The organism is Lelliottia nimipressuralis (genome assembly GCF_041464075.1).
Taxonomy (GTDB): Bacteria; Pseudomonadota; Gammaproteobacteria; order Enterobacterales; family Enterobacteriaceae; genus Enterobacter; species Enterobacter nimipressuralis.
On sequence record NZ_CP167172.1, the window covers coordinates 2,788,409 to 2,803,263 of the forward strand.

General features: G+C 52.7%; 10 protein-coding genes. 1 reads left to right on the forward strand and 9 read right to left on the reverse strand.

Annotated features, from left to right (window positions below; genetic code table 11):
* Window positions 1–81: 81 nt before the first annotated feature.
* The 7 genes from tcyN to ACB496_RS13455 all read right to left on the reverse strand — a co-directional run bounded on the left by tcyN (window position 82) and on the right by ACB496_RS13455 (window position 6,210).
* Complete coding sequence (tcyN, locus tag ACB496_RS13425) at window positions 82–834, reverse strand: L-cystine ABC transporter ATP-binding protein TcyN (protein WP_371972834.1); 753 nt, start codon at window positions 832–834, stop codon at window positions 82–84.
* A complete protein-coding gene (gene tcyL / locus ACB496_RS13430; protein ID WP_123427539.1) occupies window positions 831–1,499 on the reverse strand; it encodes a cystine ABC transporter permease in 669 nt (222 codons plus the stop codon). The genes tcyN and tcyL overlap by 4 nt, the downstream gene beginning before the upstream one ends.
* A 20-nt stretch (window positions 1,500–1,519) precedes the next feature.
* Window positions 1,520–2,506, reverse strand: a complete 987-nt coding sequence (gene dcyD, locus ACB496_RS13435) for a D-cysteine desulfhydrase (protein ID WP_371972835.1) — start codon at window positions 2,504–2,506, stop codon at window positions 1,520–1,522.
* Between the two features lie 105 nt (window positions 2,507–2,611).
* A complete protein-coding gene (gene tcyJ, locus ACB496_RS13440; RefSeq protein WP_100779723.1) occupies window positions 2,612–3,412 on the reverse strand; it encodes a cystine ABC transporter substrate-binding protein in 801 nt (266 codons plus the stop codon).
* A gap of 85 nt (window positions 3,413–3,497) precedes the next feature.
* Entirely contained in the window at window positions 3,498–4,049 is a 552-nt protein-coding gene (gene fliZ, locus ACB496_RS13445; protein ID WP_100779722.1) for a flagella biosynthesis regulatory protein FliZ, read from the reverse strand.
* A gap of 53 nt (window positions 4,050–4,102) precedes the next feature.
* Entirely contained in the window at window positions 4,103–4,822 is a 720-nt protein-coding gene (gene fliA / locus ACB496_RS13450; protein ID WP_100779721.1) for an RNA polymerase sigma factor FliA, read from the reverse strand.
* Between the two features lie 212 nt (window positions 4,823–5,034).
* Window positions 5,035–6,210: a DegT/DnrJ/EryC1/StrS family aminotransferase gene (locus ACB496_RS13455; protein WP_371972836.1), complete on the reverse strand. Its 1,176-nt coding sequence runs from the start codon at window positions 6,208–6,210 to the stop codon at window positions 5,035–5,037.
* 319 nt (window positions 6,211–6,529) lie between these two features.
* Between ACB496_RS13455 and ACB496_RS13460 the strand changes: the two genes are divergently transcribed.
* Window positions 6,530–10,084, forward strand: coding sequence for a glycosyltransferase (locus tag ACB496_RS13460; protein WP_371972837.1), 3,555 nt, complete (start codon window positions 6,530–6,532; stop codon window positions 10,082–10,084).
* Between the two features lie 38 nt (window positions 10,085–10,122).
* On the opposite strand, the gene ACB496_RS13465 is transcribed toward ACB496_RS13460, so the two are convergent.
* The gene (locus tag ACB496_RS13465) at window positions 10,123–13,764 is read right to left on the reverse strand and encodes a glycosyltransferase (RefSeq protein ID WP_371972838.1); all 3,642 of its coding nucleotides are present in this window, start codon (window positions 13,762–13,764) and stop codon (window positions 10,123–10,125) included.
* Window positions 13,765–13,937: 173 nt separating this feature from the next.
* Complete coding sequence (locus tag ACB496_RS13470) at window positions 13,938–14,840, reverse strand: flagellin (protein ID WP_102104017.1); 903 nt, start codon at window positions 14,838–14,840, stop codon at window positions 13,938–13,940.
* Window positions 14,841–14,855: the final 15 nt, after the last annotated feature.

Here is a 14,855-nt window from a genome sequence, read left to right on the forward strand (position 1 = left end):
TATAAGCTTCTATAAACGGGCAAATCTGGAGAATAATTTGCTCCAGAACATCCTTCTGGAGCAAATCAGTCAGGAGAATCTCTATCGTGTCAGGAACTTTTCCAGGAACTGACGGGTGCGAGGTTGTTGGGGATGCGTAAACAATTCTTTTGCGGGGCCCTGTTCGACAACGCGACCCTGGTCCATGAAAATCGCCCTGTCAGCCACATCTCTGGCAAAACTCATCTCGTGGGTGACGATCACCAACGTGCGTTTCTCCTGCGCCAGCTGGCGAATGGTGTTCAGCACCTCGCCCACCAGCTCTGGATCCAGCGCAGAAGTCGGTTCATCAAAGAGGATCACGTCCGGGCGCATCGCCAGCGCACGGGCAATGGCCACACGCTGCTGCTGCCCGCCCGACAGACGGCGTGGATAACTGGTCTCCTTTCCGGAAAGCCCGACTTTCGCCAGCAGCTCCCGCCCACGGGCAATGGCCTCTTCTTTCGGTTCACCTTTTACGATGACCGGCCCCTCAATAATGTTCTCGAGTACCGTGCGATGCGGAAACAGATTAAAGCTCTGGAATACAAAGCCCACATGCTGGCGAAGACGGCGAATCAGCCCTTTTTGCGGCCCGAGAGACTTACCGGTATCGATAGTAATATCACCGACCCGAATAGTGCCCCCTTCCGGGTGCTCCAGCAAATTTATGCTGCGCAGCAGCGTGGTTTTACCCGAGCCGCTCGGCCCGATAATCGCGACCACTTCGCCCTCTTGCACCTCCAGGTCGATACCGTGCAGTACGGTCTGTCCGTGGAATTTTTTGACCAGGTTTTTGACGTCGATAGCACTCATTTCGGATCTCGCTCCTGGCGGTTAAGCTGATTTTCAAAATAGTTTTGCAGTGCGGAAAGCACCGTCGCCATGATCCAGTAAATCAGCGACGCCGCCAGATACATGGTGAAAACTTCCAGCGTGCGCGAGGTGATAAGCTGCGCCTGACGGAACAGCTCCGGCACCTGGATTGTCGCCGCAAGGGACGTGTCTTTGACCAGGCTAATAAAGCTGTTGCTGAGCGGGGGAAGCGCCACGCGCGCAGCCTGCGGCAGGATCGCGCGACGCAGTGTCTGCCACGGCGTCATCCCGATACTGGCCGCCGCTTCCCATTGGCCCTTATCGATGGAGGAGATCGCCGCGCGCAGCGTTTCAGAGGTGTACGCCGCGGTATTCAGCGACAAACCAATCATCGCCGCCGGGATCGGGTCCAGCTCAATGCCGAACTGCGGCAGACCGTAGTAGATCATGAAAAGCTGGGCGATCAGCGGCGTACCGCGAAACACGGAGATGTAAAAACGTGCCAGCCAGCGTACCGGCAGGATCGGCGACATGCGCATCAACGCGAGGATAAAGCCCAGCACCAGCCCAAAGAACATCCCTCCGAGACTAAGCTGCAGCGTAAACACCGCCCCTTTCAGCAGGTACGGCAATGAATCAATAACCAGTTGAATACTTTCTTGCATTATTATTTTCGACCCGTGATTCAAACGTGAGGATGATAAGCAAACAGCGCGGGCGCTCCGCCGGTATGGACAAACAGAATCGGCCCTTCATCCTTAAAGCGCTTCTGGGTAATGCCGTCGATAAGCCCGGCCATCGCTTTACCCGTGTAAACCGGATCTAACAGGATGCCTTCCAGACGCGCCAGCAGTTTTATCGCTTCCAGCCCTTCTTCGTTTGGCGTGCCATAGCCTGGCGCAAAATAGTCATCCCACAGCAAAATATCGGCTTTCGCCTGCACGTCGAGCTGCTGCGCAACCGCCTGCTGTAGGCTGACGACTTTAGGCTTCTGATCCGCGATGCTGCGGGAGACGGTCACCCCGATAAGTTCAACATCCGGCATGAGCTGCTCCAGCCCGACCGCCAGCCCGGCATGCGTCCCGGCGCTACCGGATGCCACCACCACAGAGGAGAGGCTCACCGCCCCTTCGCACTGCTGGGCAATTTCCAGCGCGCTTTCCACATAGCCCAGCGCACCCAGGGCATTCGACCCGCCGACCGGGATCACATACGGACGAAAACCCTGCGCTTCGACGCGGGTTGCCAGTACTTCCAGCTGAGCCGCCGGATCCGTTAAGGCATCGCACATTTCGATCTGCACGTTGAACAGATCCAGCAGCAGGCGGTTGCCGTTCGTGAGATAGTTTTCCGCCCGCGTTCCGATGGGATTTTCCAGCAACGCCACGCAGTTCAGCCCCAGTTTCGCCGCCACTGCCGCCGTCTGGCGCACGTGGTTAGACTGAATGGCACCGGCGGTGATCAGTGTATCCGCTCCCTCACGCAGCGCATCCGCCGCGAGAAACTCCAGCTTACGCAGCTTGTTCCCGCCCATCGCCATAGGGGTCACGTCGTCACGTTTAATAAAGATATCGCGCCCTAAATAGTCAGAAAAACGCGGTAAGTACTCCAGTGGCGTTGGCGCGCCGATAAACTCGAGGCGCGGAAAACGCGTTAAATTTTGCAGTGACATGGATCCTCCGGTAACGCTGTTTTTGTTTATTATTTTTATTATGCACGCTGAAGTGCCAGAAATGAAAAAGGCGCTTTTAAAAGCGCCTTTTTTTCAGGGAAAGACTTATTTGGTGACGTCTGCCCCGAACCACTTCTCGGAGAGCGCCTTGAGGCTGCCGTCTTTCTGCATCTCGGCAATGGCACCGTCAACAGCTTTCACCAGGTCCTCGTTACCTTTGCGGATCGCCACACCGGCTTCCTGACGCGAGAACGCGTCACCGGCTACGGCCAGGGTATCGTTGGTTTTCTTCACCAGATCCAGCGCGGCCAGACGGTCAACCAGAATGGCATCGATACGGCCAACGCGCAGATCCTGATATTTGGTCGGGTCATCATCATAGGTGCGAATATCCACGCCCTGTACGTTCTGGCGCAGCCACTCTTCATAGTTGGTGCCCAGACCGACGCCCACTTTTTTACCTTTCAGATCGGCGGCCGATTTAATCGTGCCTTCGTTGCCTTTCTTCACCAGCGCCTGAATACCGGAGACGGTGTACGGCGTAGAGAAATCATACTTCTTCTTACGCTCATCAGAGATGGTGACCTGGTTGATGACCACATCGATACGTTTAGAGTCCAGCGACGCCAGCATACCGTCCCATTTGGTCGGCTTCAGAGACGCTTTCACGCCCAGATGCTTCGCCAGCTCTTCAGCAAACTCAACTTCAAAACCGGTCAGTTTGCCATCATCACCCTGGAAGCTGAACGGCGGATACGTCCCTTCCAGTCCCACCAGCAGCGTGCCGCGCTCTTTCACTTTATTCAGCAGATTTTCAGCGGCGAACGTTTTCACGCTCATCCCTGCGACCAGCGCCACAGCCATGACGCCCATCAGTGCCTGACGACCCAGAAGTGCTAATTTCATAGTTACCCCGATATAGTGGTTTTTTGAGTAGTGTAGGGATTTCGTTTATAACGTCAAACACGAGTCCGCTACATCTTATTCAATTTTAATATATATCAGAAGTTGTCCCGGCGTAGACTTTCTGCTTAATCACACCTGGCATTTGCGCTTTATATTGCGCGTACTTACGCAGGGCGATGCGGTAGTTGTTGGTGCTGGTAGCCGGCAGCCACGGCTCCAGATTTTCATCCAGATAGCCGGTTTTCAGCAGATCGCGGGAGATGTTTTGCACCGTCAGATGCTGGCCCAGACGACGCAGACGAACAACGTATTCGCGCACGGTTCCGTGGCTCATCTCGGTTTGCTCAAACAGGAATTGTTTAAAGCCGATGATGTCAAAAAAGTCGCTTTGCTCTTTGCAATGCAGATCGCCACAGAACCGACATAGGGCCACCCACTCCTGCTGCTCTTCCTGCCACGCGGATTCATCCATCAGGGTGTCGAGGCGTGATATCGCGATCTTATTCACGATTTCACCGCGACGTACCAGCGTGATACGGTCAAGTAACTTATTGCAATGGGCGCAATGCGTCTGACTGTGTTTAAAGTCTTTTAGGTAGCGGCTTAAAGGCCGTCTTTTAGATTGCTGCACCGTCATGATAACTCCTGGTTGTCAATACGTTGTGCGGCACTTTTCGGGCGATACATCGCCTATAACTTACCCAGTTTGGTTCGTAAGCGTTTAATGGCCTGGCTATGCAATTGGCTCACCCGAGACTCCCCCACTTCCAGAACCGCGCCGATCTCCTTCAGATTCAGCTCTTCCTGGTAATAAAGGGTTAACACCAGCTGTTCGCGTTCCGGTAAAGCTTCAATAGCTTCCATTACGCGATGGCGTAAATTACTTTCCAGTAAATGGTGTAACGGGTTTTCATTCTGATTTTCATCAGTCACCAGCTCGATGCTATCGCCATGCTCTTCACGCCACTCATCATAAGAGAAGAGCTGGCTGTTATTGGTATCAAGCAACATCTGGCGATAATCAGCCACAGCAATGCCAAGCCGCTCCGCCACTTCGGTTTCCGTCGCGTTGCGTCCCAGTTCCTGCTCAAGCTGTCCGATAGCATGTGCCACTTCGCGGGCATTGCGGCGAACACTTCGCGGCACCCAGTCACGGCTGCGCAGTTCGTCCAGCATCGCACCACGAATACGCTGTACTGCGTAAGTCGTAAATGCCGTTCCTTGCAGAGCGTCGTATCGGTCTACTGCATTCAGTAACCCGATTCCGCCCGCCTGTAGCAGGTCGTCCAGTTCCACACTCGCCGGCAATCGCACCTGGAGGCGCAATGCTTCGTGACGCACCAGCGGGACATAACGCTGCCACAGCGAGTGTTTATCCATTACACCTTCAGCGGTATAGAGTGAATTCACGATAAACAGCCCTGCGTTAATTGAGTTATCGGCATTATTATCCGATTCTGGAGGGGTTTTAATCGGATGAATAGTGGGTGAAATGAGGGGTTATTTAGACAAATGGGTTTATTCACTTTGCCGCGTCATATTCCGCTTTTGAGCCAGGCCGCGCCCTGGACGAAGGCTAGTGCAAAATATGACGCGTATAATTTAGTCAACCGCCTGAATTGTTAAGCATTAATTGCTAATTCACCCAGGTTAACATTTTTTTCGTTTACATCGTCAGAACATTTAGACCGACTTATACGTTGCAGTGCCGCAATAATTCTCCCCTGCTCTTCGTCAGTGAGATCGGGGAAGATCGGCAAGCACAGGATTTTTTCCGCAATTTGATTTGCCACCGGCAATTCGTCAGGTCCTGCCGACGGTAAATGACGGTACATTGAGAAAGAACTTATTAGAGGATAAAAATAGCGTCTCGCATAAATATCTTCTTCCTTAAGCATTTCATAGAGTTCGTCACGAGTGAGTGGAAATGCTTCTTCCACCAGCAGCGGGAAGTACGCGTAGTTCCACTCATACTCCCCGGTAAATTCATAGCAGGACAGACCGGGTGCCGATGGCAACTCACGCATATAGCGCTGATAAATTTGCTCTCTTGCCAGCAGGGCGCGGTCAATATGCTTTAACTGAAGCAGACCAAAGGCGGCATTCACTTCGCTCATTTTGGCGTTAATGCCCGGTGCAACCACTTTGGTTTCACCTGCAAACCCAAAGTTTTTAAGATAATCAATGCGTTGTTTTGTTTTCAAATCGTGGGAGATGATCGCCCCGCCTTCAAAGGTGTTAAACACTTTCGTCGCATGGAAACTCAGCACGGATAAATCGCCGTTATTCAGAACACTTCCGTCACTATTTTTAACACCAAAAGCATGCGCTGCGTCATAAATGACTCTAAGGCCATAAATATCCGCGATTTGCTGAATTTTATCGACCTCACAGGGAATACCGTAACAATGAACCGGTAAAATTGCCGTGGTCTGAGGTGTGATCAGCGCCTCTATTTTATCCGGGTCAATGTTAAATGTTAAAGGATCGATATCGGCGAAAACGGGCGTGAGCCCATTCCATAATAGTGTGTGCGACGTTGCCACGAAGGAATAGGGTGTGGTTATCACCTCGCCCGTCACGCGTAATGCCTGCAGCGCAGTCAATAAAGCCAGCGTACCATTGGAAAACAAACTGACATACTTAACGCCGAGATAACTCGCCAGGGATGTCTCCAGCTCCTGGTGGAAACTCCCTCCATTTGTGAGCGTTCTGCTGGACCACATTTTTTCCAGGTAGGGTACGAACTCCTCCAGGGGAGGCAGCAGAGGACTTGTCACAAATATTTTGTTGTTCATTTCTGGCGTCGCATATAAGTCATGAAATGAATATCTTATAAGGCAGCAACAGGAACGATCGTTCGAACACACGCCAATTTGTATTCTAATTACCCGTCCAAAAGGTCCAATAGGGTAAAAAGACTCCAAAACGCCCTGCTGTTTCCGTCATGGAGAGCGGTACAGCATCGCTAAAATGAGCAAAACTCCCAGTGCGGGAACTCATCATCGCTGACAATCCTGACTCATCTCAACATTTTGGCCTCTCAGGGAAGTACGGCCCCCGCATTAGAAACGCGCATATCTCATCGAAGAAATGATAATCACAACGAGAAATAATATGTCTCAGCATGAATTAGTCAGCATTCTTATCCCGGCTTACAAAGCCGATTTTTTCGAACAGGCTCTGCAAAGCGCCATTGAACAAGACTGGCCGAACATTGAAATTATCGTCTGTGATGACAGTGATAATGACGCTATCCGAGTGACGTGCGCGAAAGCATCGCCACACCTAAAGAAGCCCATTATTTATCATAAAAATGCCGATCGCTTACTGGAGATGGGAAACGTTCTTCACTGCTTGAGTCATGCAAAAGGGAAATACGTCAAATTTTTGTATGACGATGATCTTATTGCTCCAAACTGTATCTCGCGCTTAGTGAAAGCACTGGAGGATAATAAGAACTGTGTATTAGCCTCTTCACGCCGTACGCGTATTGATGAGTCTGGAAATATCTTACCTGACATTGTTGCAACGGCATTCCCTTTCAGTGGTGATACGCTCCTCAACGGAAATGACCTCATCTCTTTCCTCTGCGATTACCAGGTTAATTTTATTGGTGAGCCGAGTGTTTTCCTCTGTTATCGCGACGATCTTCTGGCCTTAGGTGACCAGTTATTTAATATCGATCATGAAGAGATGCCCTATTTTGCCGATGTCGCATTGATGATCAAACTATTGCGCAAAGGCGATCTTGCCTTTATCAGCGAACCGCTTTCCTCATTCAGAATTTCGGCGGGCCAAACCAGCCAGATGGCAAAATCACAGCAGGAACAGGTCGCCAGAACGTATTCCTTGATGCCGCAGCTCATTAAAAAACTGGGGTGGTACAAGGGGTCGAAAGAGGAGAATCAGCACGTTTTGATTGCCGCGACATCCTCGCCTGAAGAGTGGCATCAGGTGAATCTTGTGCAGGCACTACGCCAGGCGATGCATAACCGCGCGCTGGATTACCAGAGCACGCAAATTGCTCAGTGGCTTGAGAGCAGAACGTTACTTCCGCAGCACAGAGAACTGGCCTCCACGTACCAGGCATCACGAGCGGTTAGCCAATCACTTTGTATCTTGATCCGTGACACGGGACGAGCCGATGCTCTTGATCGGACCCTGGAAAGCGTGGCAGCCTGGCAGGGTTTTGGGCTGACAGTTCACCCTGTTGTGGTCGGCAATATGGTTTCTCAAAGCCGCTTCCCGGCGACCGCCATAGACGCCACCGTGTTTAACACCGTTGCCCGTATCAATGATTATCTCGACACCAGCCCACACGACTGGGTTATGGTGCTTGACGCAGGCGAACAGCTGCTGGCCAGCGGATTGTTATCCTTCGATTTGGCCCTTGAGGGGGCTTCAGGCTGTGATGCTGTTTATTGCGATGAAGTGAATTTCGACGGCAGCCGAATCACCAGTACCACCCTGCGCCCGGACTTTAACCTCGATTTGCTGCTCAGCAACCCCTCTGAAATGGCGCGCCACTGGATCTTTAAACGCACCACGCTACTCTCCCTCGGTGGCTTTAATAAGACGTACCGTCAGGCATGGCAATTTGACTATATCGTGCGCCTGATCGAGCAAAAAGGGATTCAGTTTGCAGGACATATTCCTGAACCTTTGGTCGTGGCTCATAGCCAGCTCAACGTCGCTATTGAGGAAGAAAAAAATATACTGCGTCATCATCTTATTCAACGCGGTTATTCTCAGGGGGAGGTAGAATCCCCGCGACCAGGCATTTACGCATTACGTTATCATCACGACCAGCAGCCGCTGGTCTCTATTATTATCCCAACCAAAGATCAATTACCGGTGCTGGTTCACTGCGTCACTACGCTTTTGGAAAAAACGCGATATCCGAATTATGAAGTGCTGATCGTCGATAACAACAGCGAGACGCCCGAAGCGCTTGAATGGCTCAACGGTATTTCCACTATTGATCCACAACGTATTCGTGTTTTACGTTACCCGCATCCGTTTAACTACTCCGCAATCAACAACATGGCCGCTCGTGAGGCGCGTGGGGAGTATCTGGTATTGCTGAATAACGACACCGGGGTAATTGAGAATAACTGGCTGGACCATCTGCTCAATCATGGATTACGCCCAGAAGTGGGCATTACCGGCGCTAAATTGTTATATCCAACCGGGAATATTCAGCATGCGGGCGTGGTAATGGGGTTGCGCGGCCCGGCGGACCATCCGTTTATTGACAGCAGCAGCGAAAAATCCGGTTATATGAACCGTCTGCACTGCGATCAAAACTACAACGTGGTGACAGCCGCCTGCCTTCTGGTGCGAAAATCGGTTTACGAGCAGGTCGGTGGACTGGACGAGGATCAGTTCCGCGTCTCCTACAACGATGTTGATTTCTGTCTGAAGGTGCGTGAAGCGGGCTATCTGACCGTCTGGACACCCTACTCCATCGTGATGCATGAGGGCAGTGTCAGCCAGAAATCCGTGGACAAAGCGACTCAGGAGAAAAAGCGTCAGCGATTTACGGGTGAGCAAGATGCCATGTATCAGAAATGGCTACCGGTGATTGCCAACGATCCGGCTTACAACCCTAATTTATCCCTGAATAACGCCGGTTTTCAGCTGCAGGTCGATGCGCCGGGAACCTGGAAACCCTTGCACTGGAATCCACTGCCGACACTCCTTGCGATCACCGCCGAGCGGACGCATCACCACCAGCGACACTTCCTCGATCGGCTGACGTCACTCCACGATCAAGCCATCGCCGAGACGTTGCTCCCCTTCGTTCCGCCTTCTATCGGTGAAATGGCGCGCATCTCCCCTGCAAGTCTGATCTTGCAGGAAACGATCACACCCGCAGCGCAGGAATGGCTGGCGCGCCTGCGTAAAGCGACATCTCAGTTCACCGTCTTTACGCTGGATAATTATCTGCCTGCCCTACCGGCAAAATCCCTTCTGCGTGACACGTTGCCTGCGGAAATCACGGCGGCCCTGCAGGCAACTCTGCGTCATACGGATCGCCTGATTGTCAGTTCAGCAATGCTGGCAGAAACCTGTGCATCGTGGCATCACGACGTTCGTTTCATCGAGCCTCGTGTATCGTCTGCACAGTGGGGGAATCTGGTGATTGAACGCAGACATGGTCACAAGCCACGCGTTGGCTGGGTATGCGATGGCGAAAATAGTGCGGATCTTGAAATCATTCATAAAGTCATCGTGCAATTATCCGACCGGGTGGAATGGGTTCTGATGGGATACTGCCCGCCGTCGCTGAGATCTCATGTTTCTGAATATCACGCAGCCGTGAATGTGGAACACTACCCGCAAAAGCTGGCGTCCTTGAATCTTGATCTGGTTCTTGAACCGCTTGCAGATAATCAGTACAACCGCCATCGCAGCGTCATTCGTTTGCTGGAGTTCGGCGCATGCGGTTATCCGGTCATTTGCAGTGATAATGTCAGTATGCGTAATGAGTATCTTGTCACTCGCGTGAAAAACACCACGAATGCCTGGCTTGAGGCGATCTCAGCCTACCTGGAGGACCCGCAGGCATGCGAGAATGCCGGAGATGGGTTAAGGGATCAGGTTCAACGCAAGGGAATGTTGCGGCGAGATGATTTGGAAACGTTCTTGGGTGACTGGCTACCCTGACGCTTAAACAAAAGGCACCCTTACGGGTGCCTTTTTTGTTACTTCTGATCTCTCAACCAGGCTTCACGCCAGTCATCAAGCCCCTGACCACGCAGATACCAGTCTCGATGAATAGCTTCACGCAGTGCATCCCCCTGGGAGGCCAGGTACTGCGCATCATTGATGTGCGCCCGAATCGCGCTCATCCAGTTTTTAAAGCGGTTTTCTACCAGCGTCACGGGCAGACCGCAGCGATACGGCACTAAATCAGTGGCAATAATCGGTACGCCGCAGGTGCCAATCTCCAGAAGCCTCAGGTTGCTCTTACACTCATTGAAGTGGTTCACTTCAAGGGGCACCAGTGCCAAATCCAGATTCAGGCTCGCCAGTTTTTCTGGATACATTTCGAATGGCACGCCTGGGTGGAACTCACAGCGGACATGTTTAGGTTTCATGCCCATAAACACCCACTCGACCTCATTCTCCAGCGCTTTAATGATCGGCAACAGGATCTCCAGATCGCCCGCATGCGAACTTCCTCCCGCCCAACCTACGCGGATCTTCTTGCCAGTGCCGCGCTGACTTTGCAAATGTCCCCACTGGTCTGGCGCCAGACGGTTTTGCGCAATACGAATATCAGAGTGGAACCGGCTATACGCTTCTGCCAGCGGTTCCGTCGACACCACAACCCAGTCGGCATTGTCCATAATTTTACGCAGGCTCTTAACCATGTGCTGCGGGAACTTGCTGTTATTGCCATTTTTCATTGGCAGGTTCAGGAGGTAATCATCATATTCAACGACGATTTTCGCACCAGAGAGACTGCGCATCTGCTGCATCACATCCGGGAAACGACTTCCCGTAGGAAGCTCGAGCAGCACCACATCCGGCTGGAGTTGCGCCACTTCCATTAGCCCAGGTACGGAATTTATCAGCCCTCCTTCGAGCAGCGTATGACGTTCCATGGCCTTGAACGGTTGTAACACGCGATGGTGTCCATTGCCCTGCCAGTTAATATGATGCGCGAGCACCACAGGTAATGGACGACCCGGCAGCGGTTCGTGGAAACGCGCCGTGCTCTCACTCAGGGTGAAAGGTGCTCCTGATTTTTGCAGCAGCGGATGGTACGACGGATCGGCCAGTAATCGTTGACCCCACTCCTGATTGAGCCTTGCGTAATCGCCTCCTAACGGGCGCTCCTGAACGTGGAACTTCTGGCTGAGTAAACGGGTGGCCCCACCCATATGTTTGACTCGGGCATAAGGTGTCCAGACATTAAGATATCCCAGAGACTGCGCGCGTAAACAGAGATCCACGTCCGCAAAATAGAGCGGGAATTTCTCCTCTGTGAAGCCATTGAGCGCGAAGAACACCTCTTTTCTCACCATCATGCAGGAGGCGCTCACGGCACTCAGGTTGTGCGGCGTTTTGAGGTAGTTTTCAAAACCAGCGCTCTCGCCTTCAGCGCCCTCAAAAGCGACCCCAACCCCCTGCTGAACACCGGCGAGATACCCCCCGTGCTGTATGCGACCATCCGCATATTCCAGACGCGCACCGACCATCGCGATTTCCGGGCGCAGGGCATGTTCAACCATGGCATCCAGCCAGTCGCTATCAATAATTTCACAGTCGTTATTGAGGAAAACCAGGATCTCGCCGCGTGCATACTGCGAAGCCAGATTGTTGATTTGTGCAAAGTTAAACGGCGCATCGTGACGCAGAATCCGAACTTGATCGAGACCCAGCCGTTCAAGCTGCTGGAGGAAATCGCACGCATCCGCGTCCACAGACTGATTGTCGACAATTAGCAGTTCATAATGCGCGTAGCGGGTTTTCTCCATCAGGCTTTCAATGCACCGACGCAGCAAGGCTACGTGGTCGCGCGTCGGGATGATTACCGAGATCAGTGGCTTCTCCACCCACTGATAGCGAATGCGCGCAACGGAAGTCTCCCCCTCCTCAACGGTGGCTGCAATGCCCAGACGCGCAAGATGCTCTGTGACAATCTGCTTGTGCTCAGCCATGACTCCCGCAGCGTTTTGCCACGTTTTAGGCAACCGATCCGTTGAAACCAGGACTTCAGCCACCCTGTCAATTGCACCCGGTCCCGCCGCTTCGACAAAGCGCCAGACAAGATCAACCAACGCCATCTCCTGAAAATGCCCCTGAATTCCGCCCACCTGCAGCGCGGCCTCGCGGTTGATAAGCCAGGTTTGCCCGGTATAAGGCGTTGCCCGCAGAAGATCGATATTGGTGCCCGGACGAAGCGTCAGGCGCGGCTCTTCATTGGGCGAGACCATCATCTCATCGCAATAGAGGGCTAACGCCGTCTGGTTTTTAACGCGATGGGCCGCGAAGTGCAGCAGCGCATCGTCAATCAGAGTAAAACCGGCGGGAATCACCAGCAGTGCGTCGGCGTCTCGCTCACTCAACAGTGAATTCAGGCCTTCCGCCTCATCAATGACATCCACACTCAAGGCCGGAAGAGATTGCGCTGACAGAGAGGCCATGGTTCGCTCGCAGGCCTGTGCATCCCCATCGCGTGAAATCACTACCACGCCGAGACGTGCAGCAGCCGGAACATCACCGGATATAGCCAAAAGCGCTTCCCGGCGGGCCGGGCTGATTTTCCGGTCTTCCAGCCAGCGGCTGATAGAGTATTTCAGTGACTGATGCGCGAGGAGTGCTTTTCTGTGCAAGGTCAGGGCATAAGATGATTTTTCATCTAATACGGGTGATTTTACAGCCAGGGGGTGCGCAAAAATGCGCCCCATCACCGCTTCAACGCCCCACTTTTGCGCACATTGCGCGCGGTTGTCTCGCGCCCAGCGTGCCGCTGACGGATAACCCGTTTGCAGCAGTGACAGCCATTCTTCACTGTCCGGGCAGTTGCGCAGTGACATACCGCTAAAATGGTTATGCTCATGCGCGGCCATGTTATCGGCGTTAAGGTAATCATCCACATAGCCATTAACGGCCAAGAAGAGCGGGATACCCAGTGCCAGCGTTTTGGTAGCCAAAGACTCGTTGCCAATAACCGCGTCATACTGCGATAACCACTCGGGTTCAACGAGGTTTAGCTGCTGTTTCTCATCCAGCCAGTGCAGCGTGATGCCCTTCTCCGCTGCCTTCTGCTGAAGTTCATACACCTCTGCAGTCATTTCAGGCGCCACGTACAAGGCCTGTTTTAATTCGGGCGGGCGCGTTGCGCTCGGGTAGTCAATAAAACGTGCGGGAACGAGCCAGGGCATTAGCGCCAGCTGATCTTCAAGGATCCCGGTCAGTTTGAGCTGTTCGCAGGTCAGTTCGGAGAGGCCCAAGGTCAGAGAGGCCAACTCATTCTCAAGCTGCACACCGTAGGGAATATAGAGATCGTTATAATCGCTGAAATGGCGGAAGACCAGCGGGCCGCTCAGACGCTGCGCCTGCAGCCCGGCCATCAGCTTCTGGCTAAAGAAGCCGCGCCAGATAATGATTCTGTCATAAGCCGGATCAATGTCACCCTCGTCTTCGGTAATGACACGAAAACGCCCTGTCGTGTTCAGCTCATCGAGCTTGCTCTTCATTGCCTTGCCGGCGGATTGTGTGCACAGATCAATTCGAGCGCCTTGTGACAACCAGAAATCGACCAGGTCGAGAACCTCAACGGTATAAGGGGTATAAGCGTCGAATTTATCAACACTGAGTAAGTAACTTTGCATCCTGGTTCCTTTTTATGCCTGCACGTCACAACGTTCAGAAGACAGAAATGAAAACAGGTTATTGTGCGTGACCGGAGGGAATGTGAGGCGAAAAACAGCTGGCAGAAAAGCGGCTATCTCTTTCGATTGCAAAAAAAAGGCATCCGAAGATGCCTTTGAATCGCGTCTGAAAATTAACGCAGCAGGGACAGCATGGTCTGCGGAACCTGGTTGGCCTGAGCCAGAACAGAAGAGCCAGCCTGTTGCAGGATCTGCGAACGAGACATGTTGGACACTTCCGTTGCGTAATCAGAATCCTGAATACGGCTACGCGCTGCAGACAGGTTGTTTACGGTGTTGTTCAGGTTGGTGATGGTGGACTCGAAACGGTTCTGAGACGCACCCAGCAGGCTACGCTGGTTATCAACAGATTTGATTGCCGCATCGATGTCTGCCAGCGGGCTACCATCGGTAGTACCACCAGAAGTGACGGTACCGCTCAGTACGTCGAAACCTTCAGCAGAAGTAGTACGGGCATTGCCGTTCACCATGCCGCCAGTTGCGCCAGTTGCGCCTGCGGTGCTGAACAGGTTGTAGCTGTCAGAGCTGCTCAGGGTGATAGCGATAGTTTCGTTATCTTTAGAGCCAACCTGGAAGCTGTAGCTGCTTGAACCGGTACCGGTGTTCAGCACTTTGATGCCGTTGAAGTCAGTCTGCTGAGTAACACGGTTAACTTCTTCCATACGCTGGTTAACTTCAGCCTGGATGGAGTCGATGTCAGATGCAGAGTTAGAGCTGTTCTGTGCCTGAACGGTCAGGTCACGGATACGCTGCAAGTTGTTGTTGATTTCGCCCAGCGCGCCTTCAGCGGTCTGCGCGAGGGAGATACCGTCGTTGGCGTTACGTGCAGCAACACCCAGGCCGTTGATGTTAGAGGTGAAACGGTTCGCGATTGCCTGACCAGCGGCATCGTCTTTTGCGCTGTTGATGCGCAGACCAGAAGACAGACGCTCGATTGCGGTACCCAGAGAAGACTGAGATTTGCTCAGGTTGTTCTGAGTCGTCAGCGACAGGGTGTTAGTATTAATCACAGCCATGGTAAGTATCCTTCA

Excerpts from the sequence above, each read along its gene's own strand:
- tcyN (WP_371972834.1), bottom strand. The coding sequence starts at position 834 with ATGAGTGCTATCGACGTCAAAAACCTGGTCAAAAAATTCCACGGACAG.
- tcyL (WP_123427539.1), bottom strand. The coding sequence starts at position 1,499 with ATGCAAGAAAGTATTCAACTGGTTATTGATTCATTGCCGTACCTGCTG.
- dcyD (WP_371972835.1), bottom strand. The coding sequence starts at position 2,506 with ATGTCACTGCAAAATTTAACGCGTTTTCCGCGCCTCGAGTTTATCGGC.
- tcyJ (WP_100779723.1), bottom strand. The coding sequence starts at position 3,412 with ATGAAATTAGCACTTCTGGGTCGTCAGGCACTGATGGGCGTCATGGCT.
- fliZ (WP_100779722.1), bottom strand. The coding sequence starts at position 4,049 with ATGACGGTGCAGCAATCTAAAAGACGGCCTTTAAGCCGCTACCTAAAA.
- ACB496_RS13455 (WP_371972836.1), bottom strand. The coding sequence starts at position 6,210 with ATGAACAACAAAATATTTGTGACAAGTCCTCTGCTGCCTCCCCTGGAG.
- ACB496_RS13460 (WP_371972837.1), top strand. The coding sequence starts at position 6,530 with ATGTCTCAGCATGAATTAGTCAGCATTCTTATCCCGGCTTACAAAGCC.
- ACB496_RS13465 (WP_371972838.1), bottom strand. The coding sequence starts at position 13,764 with ATGCAAAGTTACTTACTCAGTGTTGATAAATTCGACGCTTATACCCCT.
- ACB496_RS13470 (WP_102104017.1), bottom strand. The coding sequence starts at position 14,840 with ATGGCTGTGATTAATACTAACACCCTGTCGCTGACGACTCAGAACAAC.